This is a genomic window from Microbacterium timonense (assembly GCF_900292075.1).
GTDB lineage: Bacteria > Actinomycetota > Actinomycetes > Actinomycetales > Microbacteriaceae > Microbacterium > Microbacterium timonense.
On record NZ_OLMV01000004.1, the window covers coordinates 95,269 to 112,064 of the forward strand.

Genomic DNA, 16,796 nt, shown 5'->3' on the forward strand with positions numbered 1-16,796 from the left:
GTAAAGCGCATGGACCTCGATGCGCTCACCGCCGCCCGGCGGGAGGAGTGGGCGCGCCTGGAGGAGCTGAGCCGCACACGCCACCTCAGCGGGGCGGAGGTCGACGAGCTCGTCACGCGCTACCGCGCGGCATCCGCTGATCTTGCCGACGCGAAGACCTCCGCAGGACGCAGCGTGCAGAGCGACCATGTGTCGACCATGCTCGCGCGCGCCCGCCTGCGCCTGACCGGCGTCCCCGAGAATCCCCTGCGCCAGATCCCGAGATTCTTCGTGCTGCAGCTGCCGGCGGCCCTGTACCGGGTGCGCTGGACCACCCTGGCGATCGCGATCGGTTTCGTGGCGGTGTGGGTGGTGACCGCGCTGTGGGTGTCGGGTGATCCCGCGCTCGTGGCGAGCCTGGGAAGCCAGGCGCAGCTCGAGCACTACGCCGAGAACCAGTTCACGGAGTACTACAGCGAGAACCCGGCCGCCGTCTTCGCCGGAACCGTCTGGACGAACAACGCCTGGATCGCGGCGCAATGCGTGCTCTTCGGAATCACCGGGATCTGGCCCGTCATGGTGCTCGTCCAGAACGCCGTCGGCGTCGGCACGGCAGCGGCGATCCTCACCGCGTTCGACCGCGCCGACGTGTTCGTGCTGTACATCCTCCCCCACGGGCTGCTCGAGCTCACATCGCTCTTCGTGGCGGGGGCGGCGGGCCTGCACATCTTCTGGGCGTGGGTGGCGCCGGGACCCCGGTCCCGCGGAGAGGCGCTCGCCGCGGCGGGGCGATCGCTGGCCACCATCGCGATCGGGCTCGTCTTCGCCCTCGGGTTGTCGGGGCTCATCGAGGGCTTCGTCACGGCGCAGCCGTGGCCGTGGCCGGTCAAGATCGGCATCGGCGCCGCGGCGCTGGCCGCCTTCCTCGTCTACATGCTCGTCGTGGGCCGGCGCGCCCAGCGCCTCGGCGAGACGGGCGACCTCACGGAGTTCGAGGCCGGCACGCCGACGCTCGTCACCGGCTGATCCGGCGCCGGCGTCAGCATCCGTCCTCGCCGCCGTCCTCGCCGCCGTCCTCCGGGCGCTACTGCCTGAAACGGTTCACTTGCGCTGAACGTACGCGAGAGGGGGGCAAATCGCGTACGTTCAGCGCAAGTGAATCTGCTGTTGTTTTGAGCTACTCAAAACAACGGTAGGGTGGAGGCATGACCTCCGCACACGCCGTCGACACCGTCGCGCGGCTGCGCGCGGCGGGACTGCGGGTCACCGACTCGCGGCGCGCGGTCGTCGAGGCGCTCATCGAGCGGCCGCACGCGAGCGCCGACGAGCTCTACGGCATCGTCGCGCAGACCGTCCCGGGTACGAGTCTGCAGTCGGTCTACAACGCGCTCGGCGATTTCGTCGACGCCGGACTGGTGCGCCGCTTCGAGCCGGCGGGACGCCCGGGTCTGTTCGAACTGCGTGTCGACGACAACCACCACCACCTCATCTGCTCGCGATGCGGCGCGGTGCAGGACGTGGACTGCGTGGTGGGCGAGGCGCCGTGCCTGACCCCGTCCGAGACGCACGGCTACGCCGTGCAGGTCGCCGAGGTCACGTTCTGGGGACTGTGCCCCGCGTGCGCGGCGACCGAGACCGAGGCGCTCGCGGCGCCCGGCGATGCCGGCTCGCGTGCCGCGGCCACGGCATCCTGACTTGTCCGTCCGATTCCCCTAGCCCACACCGATTGGAAGGAAGCCCATGACCGACACGAACGAGACGATTCCCGAGATCGGTGAGAACCCCACCGACGCGGATCAGGCGGTCACCCCGATCGACACGCCGGTCGACGAGCGCGAGGACGGCGAGACCCGTCCGCGCCCGAACGAGGCCGAGGGCTGCCCTGTCATCCACGGCGGTCAGCCGCACCCGACGACCGGCAACGCGAACGGCGTCTGGTGGCCGAACCAGCTGAACCTGAAGATCCTGGCGAAGAACCCTGCGGTCGCCAACCCGCTCGGTGAGGACTTCGACTACAAGGCGGCGTTCGAGGCCCTCGACCTCACGGCTGTGAAGGCCGACATCGCCGAGGTGCTCACGACGTCGCAGGACTGGTGGCCGGCAGACTTCGGCAACTACGGTCCGCTGATGATCCGCATGGCCTGGCACAGCGCGGGCACGTACCGGGTGACCGACGGCCGCGGCGGCGGTGGCGCCGGCCAGCAGCGCTTCGCGCCGCTGAACAGCTGGCCCGACAACGTCAACCTCGACAAGGCCCGCCGCCTGCTGTGGCCGGTCAAGAAGAAGTACGGTCAGTCGATCTCGTGGGCCGACCTGATGATCCTCGCCGGCAACGTGGCGCTGGAGTCCATGGGCTTCAAGACCTTCGGCTTCGCCGGCGGCCGCGCCGACGTGTGGGAGCCGGACGCCGACGTGTACTGGGGCCCCGAGACCACGTGGCTCGGCGACGAGCGCTACTCCGGCGACCGTGAGCTTCAGAAGCCGCTGGCCGCCGTGCAGATGGGCCTCATCTACGTCAACCCGGAAGGCCCCAACGGCAACCCCGACCCGCTGGCTTCGGCCCGCGACATCCGCGAGACGTTCGGCCGCATGGCCATGGACGACGAGGAGACCGTCGCCCTGATCGCCGGCGGTCACACGTTCGGCAAGACCCACGGCGCCGCACCCGACACCAACGTCGAGGACAACCCCGAGGCCGCGGGCCTGGAGATGCAGGGCCTCGGCTGGAAGAACAACCACGGCACCGGCCACGGCGACGACACCATCACGTCGGGTCTCGAGGTCACGTGGACCTACCACCCCACCCGCTGGGACAACGAGTTCTTCCACATCCTGTACGCGTACGACTGGGAGCTCATGCGCAGCCCGGGCGGCGGACACCAGTGGCGCCCGATCAACGGCGGCGGCGCCGACATGGTGCCGCTCGCGCACTCGAACGGCCGTCGCGAGCCGCGCATGCTCACGAGCGACCTGGCCCTGCGCATGGACCCCGAGTACGACAAGATCTCGCGTCGCTTCAAGGACGACCCGGATGCCTTCGCCGACGCGTTCGCCCGCGCCTGGTTCAAGCTGACCCACCGTGACATGGGGCCCATCGAGCGCTACCTCGGCCCCGAGGTGCCGTCGGAGGAGCTGCTGTGGCAGGACCGCGTCCCCGCGGTGGATCACGAGCTGATCGACGCCGCCGACGCGGCGGCCCTCAAGGCTCAGATCCTCGAGTCGGGCCTGACGGTCTCGCAGCTCGTCGAGACGACCTGGGCGGCGGCATCCTCGTTCCGCGGCAGCGACAAGCGCGGCGGCGTCAACGGCGCCCGCATCCGCCTCGCGCCGCAGAAGGACTGGGAGGTCAACAAGCCCGCCCAGCTCGCCACCGTGCTCAGCACGCTCGAGCAGATCCAGGCCTCGTTCAACGACGGCCGCACCGACGGCAAGAAGGTGTCGCTGGCCGACCTCATCGTGCTGGCCGGCAACGCCGCCGTCGAGAAGGCTGCCAAGGATGCCGGAGTCGACGTGGAGGTCCCCTTCCACCCCGGACGCACCGACGCCACGCAGGAGCAGACCGATGTGCAGTCGTTCGCGTTCCTCGAGCCGGTCACCGACGGGTTCCGCAACTACTACGGCCCGAACGCGTTCATGCCGGAGGAGCACCACCTCATCGACCGTGCGAACCTGCTGACGTTGAGCGCACCCGAGATGACGGTGCTCGTCGGCGGCCTGCGGGTGCTGGGGACGAACTGGGATGACTCCGACTACGGCGTCTTCACCGACCGCAAGGGCGTGCTCACGAACGACTTCTTCGTGAACCTGCTCGACCTCGGCACCACGTGGAAGCCGCTCGACCCGGGCTCCCACGCGTTCTCGGGCACGAAGGACGGTTCGGGTGAGCCGGTGGGCATCGGCACGCGCGTCGACCTGCTGTTCGCGTCGAACTCCGAGCTGCGCGCGCTCGCCGAGGTCTACGCCTCGGACGACGCCCAGGAGAAGTTCGTGCGCGACTTCGTGAAGGCGTGGGGCAAGGTCACCGAGCTCGACCGCTTCGACCTCGTCTGAATCATGCGAGAAGCGGCCCGCCCCGGCAGGGGGCGGGCCGCTTCTGCTTTCGTGCGACGTGGCTCGGCGGCGTCAGCGCACGCGTGCCTCTGCGCGGTCCGCGGGCAGCGCCTTCGGCTCGAACAGGGCGCGGTGCAGCAGGCCGGCGAGCAGGCCGCCGACGATCGGGAACACGATGAACACCCACACCTGCGAGAGCGGGCCGGGTCCGCCGTAGATCGCCGCGGCGATCGAGCGGGCCGGGTTGACCGAGGTGTTGTCGATGGGAATCGAGATGAGGTGGATCAGGGTCAGCGTGAGGCCGATCGCCAGCGGAGCGAGGGCGGCCGTGCCGCGGACCGTGTGCGTGACCCCGAGGATGATCAGCACGAAGAGCCCCGTGAGCAGGATCTCCGCGATGATCGCGGCGCCCAGGCCGAAGCCGCCCGGCGACAGCTCGCCGTAGCCGTTCGACGCGAAGCCGCCGTCCTGCGCGGTGGCGAGCCAGTCGGCCGGGCCGAACAGGCCGATGAGCACGAGGAGCGTCGTGCCGAGTGCACCGCCGATCAGCTGCGCGATGATGTAGCCGATGGTGTTGCGCCACTCGAAGCGGCCCGCGACGGCGAGCCCGAGGGTGATGGCGGGGTTGAAGTGGCCGCCCGAGATGGGACCGAATGCGTAGGCCCCGGCCAGGACGGTCAGACCGAAGGCCAGCGCGACGCCGACGAAGCCGACCCCGAGCGGGTTCCCCTCGGATCCGGCCGGGAAGTTGGCGGCGAACAGCGCCGTGCCGACGCCGCCGAACACGAGCACGAACGTGCCGATCGCCTCGGCGACGAGCTTGGTCGCCGTGGACGGCGGATTGGTGGTGGTATCCGACATGGCGGACTCCTTTCCTCGACGCGAGGCTAGCGCTACGTCCAGCGTTTTCCCAGGAATCAGCGGCGGAGTGTCGACTTGTGACGCCGGATGTCCGAAGTTTCACCTCCTGTTCAGGCATTCATGTCCGCTCGGATCCGACAGCTCCCGCCGGTCTCAGAGACGCCCGGCGGCCTTGAGCGCCAGATAGCGGTCGGCGATGCGCGGAGGCAGCTCTTCCGGGGTGGCGGCCATGGCCTCGCCCCCGGCGCGTCCGATCGCGGCTGCGACGACCGCGGCATCCTGCGCGCTGCGTTCGATCGCGGCGGCGCGGTAGACGTCGGCCGCGTCCGGGCGCACCGGGAGCGGGTCGAGCTCGTCGGTGACGGCTCCCACCAGGACGTGGGCGCTCCGGGTGAGTGCGGGAAGGGACCCGAGGAATCCGCGCGCGGCCTCGGCGGCGTCCTGTGCGGTCAGCAGCACCACCAGCGAGGGGCGCGAGGTGAGGGCACGCACCTGCGCGAAGGCGGCATCCCAATCCGTGTCGATCAGCTGCGGCTCCACCGGCGCCATGGCATCCACCAGCGCGGGCAGCAGGGCGGGCCCCTCGACACGTGTCACGCGGGCGCGGATCACGCGGTCGAACATCAGCAGGTGGACGTGGTCGCCCGCACGGGTCGCCAGGGCGGCGAGCAGCAGCGCCGCCTCCATGGCGGCATCCATCCGCACGCCGTCGCCCACGCGGGCCGCGGCCGTGCGGCCGGTGTCGATCACGATCACGACGTGGCGGTCGCGCTCGGGTCGCCACGTGCGGAGCATCGTGGTGCTCGCCCGGGCAGTGGCCCGCCAGTCGATCGAGCGCACGTCGTCGCCCCGGACATACTCGCGCAGGCTGTCGAACTCGGTGCCCTGACCGCGCACCTGGATGCTGGTGTTCCCGTCGAGTTCGCGCAGTCGCGCCAGCCGCGAGGGCAGATGGCGGCGCGCCGTGAAGGGAGGCAGGACGCGGACGGCACCGGGCGCATCCAGGCGCGCCTGGCGACCCGCGAGGCGCAGCGGGCCGAGCGCGCGGATCACCACGAAGCGGGAGCGCAGTTCCCCGCGCCGGCGGGGGAGGAGCGCAACGGTGACGGTGCGGGCCTCACCCGGTGGGATCTCGATCGCGGGCCGGTCAGCCGGCGCGCCGGCCGTCGGCTGCCAGGCGTCGCGGATCCGCCCCCGGATCGTGCGGTCCCCGGTGTTGCGCAGGGTCAGGTCTGTGCGCGCCGGCTGGCCCAGGAGCACACGGGGGGACGTGGCCCGCGTCACACTCACCCGGCGCGGATCGGGAGCCGCCGCGGCATCGCCCAGTGCCGCCAGGACGCACAGCAGGACCCATCCCGCCGCCGCGAGCCACGCGTCCACGCCCGCTGCCGACAGCAGCACGACGGGCGCCGCGCCGACGGCGACGAGGAGCGGAAGACGACCGGTGACGTACATGTTCTCCCTGGATCTCGATGCGCTCGTTCCTCGCTAACCGATCTTGGCCCGGGCCGCGTCAACGCGCTGGCGCTCGCCTTGACCCGTCCCGCGTCCAGGTCACATCGGAACGCGCGTCTGCTGCAGCACCGAGCCCAGCACGGCGTCGACCGAGACGCCCTCCAGCTCGGCGTCGGGGCGCAGCCGGATGCGGTGGCGCCACGTGGGCACCAGCATCGTCTGCACATGATCGGGCGTGATGGCCGGATAGCCGCCGAGCCAGGCCCATGCCTTCGATGCCGCCAGCAGCGCGGTGGCCGCTCGAGGGCTGACCCCGAGCTGCACCGACGGGCTGCGGCGGGTGGCCTGCGCGCGGGCGACCACGTAGCCCAGGACATCGTCCGAGACGGTGACGGATGCCGCGGCGTGCTGCGCGGCGCGGATCTCGTCGGCCGTGGCGGCGCGACGCAGTCCGGCCGCGGCGAGGTCGCGCGGATCGAAGCCGCTCGCATGACGGCGCAGCACGGCCAGTTCGGCATCCCGTGCCGGCACGTCGACGATGAGCTTGAGGAGGAACCGGTCCAGCTGCGCCTCGGGCAGGGTGTACGTGCCCTCGTGCTCGATGGGGTTCTGTGTCGCCGCGACGAGGAACGGGTCGGGAAGGGCCCGGGTGACGCCGTCGGTCGAGACCTGGCGTTCCTCCATCGCCTCCAGGAGCGCGGCCTGTGTCTTGGGCGGTGTGCGGTTGATCTCGTCGGCGAGCACGACGTTGGTGAACACGGGACCTTCGCGGAACTCGAACTCGCCGGCCTTGGCGTCGTAGACGAGGGAACCCGACACGTCGCCCGGCATCAGATCGGGCGTGAACTGGATGCGTTTGTTGTCCAAGCCCAGCGCCGTGGAGAACGCCCGCACCAGGAGGGTCTTCGCCACGCCGGGCACGCCTTCCAGCAGCACGTGGCCGCGGGCGAGCAGCGCGATGAGAAGCCCCGTGACGGTGCCGTCCTGACCGACGACCGCTTTGCCGACCTCGACGCGCACGCGGTTCATCGCCTCCCGCAAGGCCGCGTCGTCGGACTGCGGCCGGCCGGGATCCGGCGTGGCCGTCGTGGTGGGGGAGTCGGTCATCGTGGGCTCCTTTCGGGGCGGACGGCCGCGTGCACGGCGTCCTCGAGGTCTCGCAACCGGATGCTCAGGGCGACGAGGTCGGCGTCGCTTCGCGGGATGTCGTCGATCAGGATGCCGCGCACGATGCGACGGTCAGCCCCGGCGACCGCCGCCGCGGCGTCGGCGATCTCGGTGGCCGCGGCGCGCGGTCCGAGCCCGAGCCGCCCCGCGATGCGGCGCAGCGCCCCGATGCGAAGACGGTCGGCGGCGTGCAGCGGATCGCGCGCACGCGCGTACAGCCGCGCGCGTCCTTCCGTCGTCTCCGAGGCGCGCACGGTGACCGGAAGACGCTCCGTCACGAGCGGACCGAACCGGCGCCCGCGCCACACGCCCGCCGCGAGGGCCGAGAACAGCAGCAGCACGATCACCGGGCTGAGCCACGGCGGCGTGAGCTCGCCCAGGGTGGGATCGGCGTCGGCGAGGTCGGTGTCGCCAAGGCCCGGCACGTACCAGACGACGACCGGATGCCGGCCCATGAGGTTGACCCCGAGCGCGGCGTTGCCGTCGTCGGCCAGGACGTCGTTGGCGAAGACGGTGCGCCCGTCGATGGCGGCGATCCGCCCGGCGTCGGTCTGCGTGACGACCAGTCCGAAGCCGTCTCCCGCGGGGTAGCACGCCTCACCCTCAGCGGGACGGTGGTAGACGCTTCCCGGCGCGATCGGGCCCGCGCGCCCCGCGTCACCGAGGTCGCACGACGGGCGGACGGCGCCACCGGGGTTGGCGCCGGCGGGGGAGGAGCCGGGAAGCAGCAGATCGAGCGTGCGGGCTCGCGGCTCGATCAGCACGACGTCGGTCGCCGCGTCGGCGAGCCCTTGGACGGCGTCGTCGGAGAGAGCCGGCGCATCGGGCAGCACCAGCGTGGCCGGTCCGACGGTCAGCGCATCGGCCGCGGCCGCGCGGTCGCGCACGACGCGCACGTCCACCCCGTGGTCGCGCAGGACGTCGGCGATCGCGCGAGCTCCGTCGGGGCCGGCGGACTCGGGATCGAGCACACCGCGGGAGGCCCATTGGCTGGCGGTCGAGACCGCGGCGCCGATGCCGCCCACGACCAGCAGCGCGAGGCCGATGGCCACCCAGGCGACCACGCGCCGCCGCCGGGAAGCCGGAAGCCCGGGCTCGGGCGACCCCGACGGGGAAACATCGCCGGCGGTGCCGGCCGCCGCAGGGACGGGCGGGCGGGCCGCGCTCACCGCGGTGCTCACGCCGTCGCCCCCTCGAGGACGGGCGGCCGTGCCGCCGCGAGTTCGTCGTCCACGGCCGCGACCGCGTCGTACAGCTCGGGCGTTCCCGGTCTGCGCAGATAGCGCACATCGTCGAAGGCGGATGCCGCGTCTTCCAGCCGGCCGGCCAGCGCAGGGAACACGCGGGCGGCGGCGCGGGCGAAGGCGTGCACGGTCGCCCCCGGTGGCAGATCGACCAGTCCCCGCTCCAGGCACCCGCGGGCGAGAGCACGGAAGCGCAGCACGATGGCCGCTTCCCATTCCGCCGCCCGCGCGCGTTCGGCGGCGGCCGAACGCAGCTCCGCCGCCGAACGCTGTCCGTCTTCGCCGAACAGCGCCGCCGCCCGCGCCGGGGCGCGCCGGGTCGCGCGCGGCATGCCCCACACCAGAAACGCCGCGACGATGATCGCGACGACGACGACGGCCGCGACCAGCGCGAAAGTCGAGCCCCATCCGCCCGAGAGATCGGGGTTCAGCAGCGACGTAATGAAGTCGCCGATCGCCCGTGCGATGCGATCGAACGGTGTGGGTTCCGCGATGGCGTAGGCCGGGTCGGAGAGCTCCTGCTCCGCCCACCGCCGCGCCTCGTCGCCGTCGGGCGTGAGCGGCGGGACGCCGTCCGCGGCCCGTGCGAGTCGAGCCCACACGATCGGGATCACGCCCACGGCGACTCTCGGTCGGTGCCGTCGGCTGCGGCGCCGGGGGCCGTCCACGTCGTCGGCGACGGGTCGGGAGACCGCGGCGGTTCGGCGGTCCGGGGGTCGGGGGATGCCGGGGACGTGGGGGATGCCGTCGGCTGCGGCGCCGCCGCGTGCGCGGCCGGTCCCGCCGGGGGGACCGCGTACGGCGGGTACGCCGGCGCGGGTGCCGCGGCGGAGCCGACGCCCGCAGACGGGGCGGGGGCGGACGGCGCCGCGTAGACCGGGGGGGCGGGCTGCGGGCCGCCGGCCAACGAGGGCGGGGACGGCTGTCCCGGCGGCGGGAACGGCTGTCCCTGCGGCGAGATCCAGCGCGGCGCGATGGCGCGGCCGACGTGCTGCCGGTACGGGTCGGGAAGGCCCCGTGCTCCGGCATCCCGTCGTTCCACATACGCGAGCAGGTCGAGGTCCAGCCCCTCATGGCGCATGCGGCAGTCGATGTAGATGAGCGCCGTCGCTGTGGACTGCACCACCACCGCGACGGACTGGAGCAACAGCGTGAGCACCTGGGTGAGCACCGCCGTCGCCAGGAAGCCGATGATCGCCGTCGGCTCCGGCGCGCCGGTCGGGGCGATCACGGTCGTCAGTCCCAGCGAGAGGAAGGTCATCGGGATGCTGACGACCTGAGCGACCACGGCGAAGATGACGCTGATCAGGAGGATGATCCCGAGCGCGGGCCAGAATCGCCGCCGCGTGAGGGTCCACGAGCGCGAGAGCGCCTGCAGGATCGTCGCGTGCTCGATGATGATCGCCGCCGGCACGAGCAGCAGCTTGATCATGAGCCACCAGGTGAGCGGGATGGCCGCGAGGATCACGACGATGGTGAGCGCGATGGCGGCCGGCGGGGCGACCATCGCGATGCCGACCACCGCGACGACCACGACGGCGAGCAGGGCGACGACGGCGAGGATGAGCAGGAGGGAGTAGCCGATGAGCCGCCAGGCGATCGGCTTGACCTGTCGCCACAGCGCGCCCAGGGTGAGCTTCTCGGCGACGGCGGCGTGCGTGACCTCGACCACGACGATGCCCTGCACGATGACGCTGAGCGCTCCGGCCGCCAGTGACAGGACGATGCCCGCGACGGCCGTGAGGCCGATCGACCCGGCCATGACTGTGTCGTACTCCTCGGTGCCATAGGTCAGCGTGTCGAGGCGGGAGAAGCTCGCCCACATCACCGCCAGCACGCCGGCCAGCAGCGCGACGTACGCGAGCGTCTGCACGACCAGCGCGAACCCCAGCAGCACACGGGGGTTCTGCCGCAGCGCGGCGAACGAACGACCGAGGATGGTGCCGAACGTGAGCGGGTGCAGCGGGATGATGCCGGGGCGGGACGCCGGCGTCCAGGCCGGGTACGCGGTCACAGTTCCCCTCTCCGTCGGCGCGCGACCCCGCGCGTGGCGCGGGAAGGCGCCGTCTGGTCGGCGTTGCCCCTATCGTTCCACATCGACCGGATGCCTCCGCCGCCGTCCGCCGGATCCTGGGGACAGCGGTCGCCCGGCTCCCGGCGACGGTTGGGGCGAGGTTCGGCCGCTCCACAGGCGGTGTCGACTACTCTGTGGGAAGCGCATGGGGACGGCGCGTGCCGGTCCCGTGCCTGAAGAGAAGGAACGAACCCGCGCGATGACTTCACGCATCCTGGTGGTCGACGATGACACCGCCCTCGCCGAGATGATCGGCATCGTGCTGCGCACGGAGGGGTTCGAGACCGTGTTCTGCGCCGACGGCGCCCAGGCTGTGGACGCCTGGCGCACCGAGCGGCCCGACCTCATCCTCCTCGACCTCATGCTTCCCGGCATGGACGGCATCGAGATCTGCACCCGCATCCGCGCGGAATCCGGCATCCCGATCATCATGCTCACCGCCCGCACCGACACCGCCGACGTGGTGAAGGGTCTGGAATCCGGCGCCGACGACTACATCGTCAAGCCCTTCAACCCCAAGGAGCTGGTCGCCCGCATCCGCACGCGGCTGCGGCCCACGGCGCAGCCGGCCGGCGACACGCTGCGCATCGGCGACCTCACCGTCGACGTCGCCGCGCACGAGGTGCGCCGCGGCGACGGCCCGATCGCCCTGACCCCGCTCGAGTTCGAGCTGCTCGTGGCGCTGGCCTCCAAGCCGCAGCAGGTGTTCTCCCGGGAGATGCTGCTGGAACAGGTCTGGGGCTACCACTACAAGGCCGACACCCGCCTGGTCAACGTGCACGTGCAACGCCTGCGCGCAAAGGTCGAGAAGGATCCCGACAATCCCAAGATCGTGACGACGGTGCGCGGCGTCGGATACCGCGCCGGCGCCGTCGTCTGAGGTCGTCGTGACAGCGCCGATCTCGGGCGTCATCACCGCGCGCCCGGCGGTCCCCTGGTGGCGCATGTGGCGCTCCTGGCCGGGAAGCGTCGCGACGCTGTGGCGGCGGTCGCTGCGCTTCCGGACGATCCTCGTCACGATCGGGCTGACGGCACTGGCCGTCGTGGTGGCGTGCGTCTGGATGGCCCTGGCCATCCAGAACGACCTCTTCGCCTCGCGCAAGGACCAGGTGCTCATCGACGCCGAGCAGGCACGGGCGGCCGCGCAGCGCACACTGGATGCCGCGGTCCAGAGCGACGCGGTGCAGCTGCAGAACGTCATGACGCTGGCCAACTCGGCGCTGCGCGATCAGTCCTCGGCGACGATGGTCGCCGCCTACCGCATCGGGCCGCCGGTCCCCAACGCCCCGCAGGACTTCAGCACCGCCGAAGGGGTGGTGGACGAACTGCTCACGCCGGCCATGCGCGCGCTCGTGGAGGCGAATCCCGACCAGCAGATCTGGCAGCCGGTCGCCCTCCCCGAGGGGAGCGGCAGCGTTCCGGGAATCATGGTCGGCCAGCAGCTCGACATCCGGGGTGTCGCCTCCTACGAGCTGTACCTCGCGTACGACCTGGCCAACGCGCCGCAGACGCTCACGTTCGTCCAGCGCACCCTCTGGCTCGTCGGCATCGCGCTCGTGCTGCTCATCAGCGTCATCGCGTGGTTCGTGCTGCGCTCGGTCACCGTGCCGATCAGCGAGGCAGCCGACACCAGCGCCAAGCTCGCCGCCGGTCGCCTCGACGTGCGCCTGCAGGTGCACGGAGAGGATGAGCTCGCCACGCTGGGGCGGTCGTTCAACGCGATGGCCGACAGCATCGAATCGCAGATCAAGGAGCTCGCCGACCTGTCACTCGTGCAGCAGCGGTTCGTGTCGGATGTCTCGCACGAGCTGCGCACGCCGCTGACGACCATCCGACTGGCCGCCGACATGATCAACGATCAGCGTGACGAGTTCGATCCGGCGACGGCGCGAGCCGCCGAACTGCTCAACGCACAGGTGCAGCGGTTCGAGACGCTGCTGAGCGACCTGCTCGAGATCAGCCGCTACGACGCGGGCTCGGTGCAGCTGGAGCTCGAGCCGACGAGTCTGGCGCAATTGGCCGAGGACGTCATCGGCTCCATGCAGCAGCTGGCCGAGCAGCACGGCACCGATGTGCGGCTGGTGGCACCCGGCGGGTACTCACCCGTCGACATGGACCCGCGGCGCGTGCGGCGGATCGTGCGCAATCTGCTGGGCAACGCGATCGAGCACGGTGAGGGCAGACCCATCGTCGTCACGGTCGACAGCGATCAGCAGGCAGTCGCGATCGGTGTGCGCGACTACGGGATGGGCATGCGCAAGCAAGACGTCGACCATGTGTTCGACCGCTTCTGGCGGGCCGATCCTTCGCGCAAGCGCACGATCGGCGGCACGGGCCTGGGGCTGTCCATCGCGTTGGGCGATGCGAAGCTGCACGGCGGGGAACTGGCGGTGTGGTCGGAGCCTGGGCGCGGGACGAACTTCGTCCTCACCCTGCCGCGCCGTGGTGCCCACCTCACGGGGGCGTCACCCATTCCCGTGGATCCCGGGGACGACACGGTGGACGGGCGGGAAGACCTCGGCATGACGGCGCCCATCGATCTGCCTCCCGTCGACGCGCCGGACGTCGGCGGGGCGACCGGGCGACGCGGACCGGCTGCGACTCCAGGAGGTTCCGCATGACCCGCGCTCGCGGCATCCTCGCCCTCCTGCTCGCACTGAGCGCGATGATCGTCACCGGATGCACCGGCTTTCCCACGAGTGGACCGCCCGAGTACGGGCTGGAGTCCGGCGGGACCGGAAACGGATCGCAGAACGTCGCGTTCATCCCGAACCGGCCGCAGCCCGGCGCGACGCCGCAGCAGATCGTGGAGGGATTCATCGACGCCGGCTCCGGTCCGGGCGTGGCCGGCAACTGGGCCGTCGCGCGGGAGTTCCTGGCGCCGTCGCTGGCCAAGACATGGAAGCCCGAGTCCAGCGTCACCGTCGATGAGCGCGCCGAGCGGGACTACGTCGACACCGGCGACGGCACCGTGGACTTCGCCTACGACGTGGTGGGCACGGTCGACGACAAGGGCTCGTACCAGCGCGCCGAGCTGGCGCCCGGGAGCACCGCGTTCCGCCTCGCGAAGCAGTCCGACGGGGAGTGGCGCATCACCGAGGCCCCCGACGGCATCTGGCTCGACGAGGAGCAGTTCCCGAGCGTCTTCCGCCGCTACCCGCTGATGTACTTCGATCCGTCGTGGGAGTACCTCGTCCCCGATGTGCGCTGGTTCCCCGTCACGAAGGCCGCGGGGAGCATCGCGGGGACCCTCGTCAACAAGCCGAAGAGCGAGTGGCTCGCCGACTCGGTGGTCACCGCCTTCCCCGACGACGTGGCCGCGGTGCCGTCGGTGATCGTCGATGACGACGGCGTGGCCGAGGTGGTGCTGTCCGAGACGGTGCTGGCGGCCAGCCGTACCCTGCAGGACCGGATGCTGACCCAGCTCGAGGAGAGTCTGCGGGCGGCCGGGGTGAGCGACGTCGTGATGAGCGTGGACTCGACCCCCATCGACGCGCAACCGGTCGCGGTGCGCTCCACGCGGGTTCCCGCGGCGCCGCTCGTGCTCACGGAGGACGGATTCGGCTTCCTCACCGGCGACGAGATCGACCAGATCCCGGGCCTGTCGGCGGCGGTCCAGAACGCGGCGCCCGTGAGCGTCCAGGTGGGACCTGAGCGCGATCTCGCCGCAGCGCGCACGGCGGCCGGACAGGTCGTGCGGCTCGACTCCGGCGGGGCGGACCCCGCCGTGCTCGACACCCGCAGCGGCCTGGTCGATCCGACGATCGACCGCTTCGGCATCGTCTGGAGCGTGCCGCGTGAGGATCCGACCGCGCTGCGGGCCTTCCTGCCGTCGGGAGACGTCGTCGACGTCCCCGACGCCTGGAGCGACGCGACGTCGATCGTGGCGATGGCACTGTCGCGCGACGGCGCACGTCTGGCGGCCATCACCGCCACGGGCGGCCGGACCCTCGTCTCCGTCGCCGGGGTCGTGCGCGACCCGGACGGCGTGCCCGTCGGGTTGGGCACGCCGCTGCAGCTCGCCGTGGTCGGGGGATCCGGCGTCGGCATCACATGGATCGACGAGCTGAGTGTGGGAGTGCTCGGGCGAGGAGACGGGCAGTCCATCGTCGTCGAGCAGCTCGTCGGTGGTCCGACCGCGACCTCGTCGGCGCCCGCCGACATGGCCTCCATCGCGGGCGGCAACGGGATCTCGAGCCTGCGCCTGCGCGCGGAAGACGGGACGCTGTACGTCAAGCGCGGCACGTCGTGGCAGGCCACGGCCGCCGGCATCCAGGTGCTGGCCACCGAGCAGGGCGAGCCGCAGTAGCCGTCGCCTCCTCCCCAGCGGGCGCCGTCGCGTCATCGTCCCCGGATCCAGATGGGCGCGCCCCGGAGGGGGACCCGTGCGGCGAGGCTGGCACCGTGGACAGCACATTCGCCAAGGCGGTTCGCGAGGCGTGCGCCGACGCCCTCGCCCTTCTGCTGCCGGTCTCATGCGCCGGATGCGACGAACCCGATGTCGCCCTGTGCGAGCGGTGTGCGCTCGCGCTCACGCCCGACCCGCAGCGTCAGGTGATCCGCACCGCCGTCGGCGACGTGCCGGTGTGGAGCGGACTGGAGTTCGACGGCGTGGCAGCGCGCGTGCTGCGGGCACTGAAGGAGGACGGGCGCACGATGCTGGCGACGGCACTGGCTCCCGCCCTCGCGGCGGCGCTCGCCCGGACCGGTGCGGCTGATGCGGAGCTGGTGCCGATGCCGACGTCACCGGCGGCGTTCCGGCGCCGGGGCTTCCGCGTGCCCGAGCTGCTCATCCGGCGTGCCGGGCGGCGGCCCCGCCGACTGCTGCGTCACGCGCGGCGGACAGCCGATCAGCGCGGTCTCGACCGCGACGCGCGCCGCCGGAACGTCGCCTCCAGCCTGGTCGCGCGGACCCCTGTGCGCACCCGCTCCAGGGGCTCGGCAGCCGCGTCGGAGGCGCATGCGAGTAGGGCCGAAGGTCCGCGCGTCATCGTGGTCGACGACGTCGTGACGACCGGTGCGAGCCTGTCGGAGGCGGTGCGCGCGCTCCGTGCCGCGGGGGTGGATGTCGTGGCCGCAGTGACCGTCGCGGCCACTCCGCGCCGCTTCGCCGGGCGGAGGTGAACGGGCGTCGACGCATTCCAAACTCACAGGTGACAGAGTCCGAACGCCCGGCTACCGTGGGGTGCACAAGGCGACTGATGGTCCGCCCTTGGCCGGGAGGACCGGAACAAGGAGGTCAGGATGGAAACCAGCATCGTCGGCGTGGGAGTGGGCATCACGGATCGCTTCCGCAGTGTCGTCGAGGAGAAGGCCGTCCGCATCGGGAACATCGCCCCCCGCGCGCAACGCGTCGACGTCAAGGTCACGCACCGCGCGTATCACAACGGTCGCATGGAAGACGAGACAGTCGAACTGACGGTCAACGGCAAGGGTCCGGTCATCCGGGCCGAGGCCACCGACGGTGACAAATTCACCGCGCTGGATCTCGCCGTCGACAAGCTGTGCGAGCAGCTACGGCGCGCCAAGGACAAGCGCGTCGACGCGCGCAACCACCCTCGCGGCGCCAAGTTCGAGAAGGGGAGCGGTGCTCTTCAGGGCATCGACGTGCAGCCGGCATCCGCCGACGTGCTCCGCGCCGTCGCGACCGGCGAGATCCCGATCGTCACCGGAAGCGAGGAGGAGGAGGGGTACACGCCCGTCGTCATCCGCACGAAGGAGTTCCAGCCGGAGTGGATGTCGGTCGAGGAGGCCGTCGACCGCATGGAACTCGTCGGTCACGACTTCTTCCTCTTCATCGACGCACGCACCGACCACCCGAGCGTCGTGTACCGCCGCAAGGGATGGGACTACGGCGTGATCTCGCTGGCCACGCAGGCGCAGCCGGAGGAGCTGGCATCCTGAAGCACCGCGCGTCGGTGTGACAGACGAGGAGGGTGCGGCCCCGGGGCCGCACCCTCCTGCTG

General features: G+C 71.6%; 14 protein-coding genes. 8 read left to right on the forward strand and 6 right to left on the reverse strand.

All coding sequences use genetic code 11. The features are described 5' to 3' along the window. Positions 1 to 9: 9 nt before the first annotated feature. The 3 genes from C9992_RS12770 to katG all read left to right on the forward strand — a co-directional run bounded on the left by C9992_RS12770 (position 10) and on the right by katG (position 4,029). Entirely contained in the window at positions 10 to 1,005 is a 996-nt protein-coding gene (locus C9992_RS12770) for a stage II sporulation protein M (protein WP_106816008.1), read from the forward strand. 179 nt (positions 1,006 to 1,184) lie between these two features. Then, entirely contained in the window at positions 1,185 to 1,673 is a 489-nt protein-coding gene (locus C9992_RS12775) for a Fur family transcriptional regulator (RefSeq protein WP_106816009.1), read from the forward strand. A 46-nt stretch (positions 1,674 to 1,719) separates the two neighbouring features. After that, positions 1,720 to 4,029 (forward strand): catalase/peroxidase HPI, encoded by a 2,310-nt coding sequence (gene katG, locus C9992_RS12780; protein ID WP_106816010.1) that lies wholly within the window; start codon positions 1,720 to 1,722, stop codon positions 4,027 to 4,029. Between the two features lie 72 nt (positions 4,030 to 4,101). Here the strand turns inward: katG and aqpZ are convergent, their stop codons facing one another. The 6 genes from aqpZ to C9992_RS18500 form a co-directional block, all read right to left on the reverse strand. Continuing rightward, on the reverse strand, positions 4,102 to 4,890 hold the full coding sequence (gene aqpZ, locus C9992_RS12785) for an aquaporin Z (RefSeq protein WP_106816011.1): 789 nt from the start codon (positions 4,888 to 4,890) through the stop codon (positions 4,102 to 4,104). 153 nt (positions 4,891 to 5,043) lie between these two features. Then, positions 5,044 to 6,345 carry a DUF58 domain-containing protein gene (locus tag C9992_RS12790; RefSeq protein WP_106816012.1) on the reverse strand — a complete coding sequence of 434 codons (1,302 nt, stop codon included), beginning with the start codon at positions 6,343 to 6,345 and terminating at the stop codon, positions 5,044 to 5,046. Positions 6,346 to 6,444: 99 nt separating this feature from the next. Continuing rightward, positions 6,445 to 7,452, reverse strand: a complete 1,008-nt coding sequence (locus tag C9992_RS12795) for an AAA family ATPase (RefSeq protein WP_106816013.1) — start codon at positions 7,450 to 7,452, stop codon at positions 6,445 to 6,447. Further along, a complete protein-coding gene (locus C9992_RS12800; protein ID WP_235008221.1) occupies positions 7,449 to 8,693 on the reverse strand; it encodes a DUF4350 domain-containing protein in 1,245 nt (414 codons plus the stop codon). The genes C9992_RS12795 and C9992_RS12800 overlap by 4 nt, the downstream gene beginning before the upstream one ends. Then, on the reverse strand, positions 8,690 to 9,370 hold the full coding sequence (locus tag C9992_RS12805; RefSeq protein ID WP_146145332.1) for a DUF4129 domain-containing protein: 681 nt from the start codon (positions 9,368 to 9,370) through the stop codon (positions 8,690 to 8,692). Before C9992_RS12805 ends, C9992_RS12800 begins: the two co-directional genes overlap by 4 nt. Next, positions 9,367 to 10,770 (reverse strand): glycerophosphoryl diester phosphodiesterase membrane domain-containing protein, encoded by a 1,404-nt coding sequence (locus C9992_RS18500; protein WP_106816016.1) that lies wholly within the window; start codon positions 10,768 to 10,770, stop codon positions 9,367 to 9,369. Before C9992_RS18500 ends, C9992_RS12805 begins: the two co-directional genes overlap by 4 nt. Before the next feature lie 259 nt (positions 10,771 to 11,029). Here C9992_RS18500 and mtrA point away from each other — a divergent pair, with 259 nt between their 5' ends. The 5 genes from mtrA (at position 11,030) to hpf (ending at position 16,734) form a co-directional block, all read left to right on the forward strand. Next, positions 11,030 to 11,710, forward strand: coding sequence for an MtrAB system response regulator MtrA (mtrA, locus tag C9992_RS12815; protein WP_106816017.1), 681 nt, complete (start codon positions 11,030 to 11,032; stop codon positions 11,708 to 11,710). Between the two features lie 64 nt (positions 11,711 to 11,774). Continuing rightward, complete coding sequence (gene mtrB / locus C9992_RS12820; protein WP_106816226.1) at positions 11,775 to 13,451, forward strand: MtrAB system histidine kinase MtrB; 1,677 nt, start codon at positions 11,775 to 11,777, stop codon at positions 13,449 to 13,451. Beyond that, the gene (locus C9992_RS12825; protein WP_106816018.1) at positions 13,448 to 15,139 is read left to right on the forward strand and encodes an LpqB family beta-propeller domain-containing protein; all 1,692 of its coding nucleotides are present in this window, start codon (positions 13,448 to 13,450) and stop codon (positions 15,137 to 15,139) included. Before mtrB ends, C9992_RS12825 begins: the two co-directional genes overlap by 4 nt. Positions 15,140 to 15,234: 95 nt before the next feature. Beyond that, positions 15,235 to 15,954: a phosphoribosyltransferase family protein gene (locus tag C9992_RS12830; RefSeq protein ID WP_106816019.1), complete on the forward strand. Its 720-nt coding sequence runs from the start codon at positions 15,235 to 15,237 to the stop codon at positions 15,952 to 15,954. A gap of 120 nt (positions 15,955 to 16,074) precedes the next feature. Next, positions 16,075 to 16,734, forward strand: coding sequence for a ribosome hibernation-promoting factor, HPF/YfiA family (gene hpf, locus C9992_RS12835; protein WP_106816020.1), 660 nt, complete (start codon positions 16,075 to 16,077; stop codon positions 16,732 to 16,734). The last annotated feature ends 62 nt before the right edge of the window (positions 16,735 to 16,796 follow it).

Coding starts and splice junctions, on each gene's coding strand:
- C9992_RS12770 (WP_106816008.1), top strand. CDS start 10: ATGGACCTCGATGCGCTCACCGCCGCCCGGCGGGAGGAGTGGGCGCGC.
- C9992_RS12775 (WP_106816009.1), top strand. CDS start 1,185: ATGACCTCCGCACACGCCGTCGACACCGTCGCGCGGCTGCGCGCGGCG.
- katG (WP_106816010.1), top strand. CDS start 1,720: ATGACCGACACGAACGAGACGATTCCCGAGATCGGTGAGAACCCCACC.
- aqpZ (WP_106816011.1), bottom strand. CDS start 4,890: ATGTCGGATACCACCACCAATCCGCCGTCCACGGCGACCAAGCTCGTC.
- C9992_RS12790 (WP_106816012.1), bottom strand. CDS start 6,345: ATGTACGTCACCGGTCGTCTTCCGCTCCTCGTCGCCGTCGGCGCGGCG.
- C9992_RS12795 (WP_106816013.1), bottom strand. CDS start 7,452: ATGACCGACTCCCCCACCACGACGGCCACGCCGGATCCCGGCCGGCCG.
- mtrA (WP_106816017.1), top strand. CDS start 11,030: ATGACTTCACGCATCCTGGTGGTCGACGATGACACCGCCCTCGCCGAG.
- mtrB (WP_106816226.1), top strand. CDS start 11,775: ATGTGGCGCTCCTGGCCGGGAAGCGTCGCGACGCTGTGGCGGCGGTCG.
- C9992_RS12825 (WP_106816018.1), top strand. CDS start 13,448: ATGACCCGCGCTCGCGGCATCCTCGCCCTCCTGCTCGCACTGAGCGCG.
- hpf (WP_106816020.1), top strand. CDS start 16,075: ATGGAAACCAGCATCGTCGGCGTGGGAGTGGGCATCACGGATCGCTTC.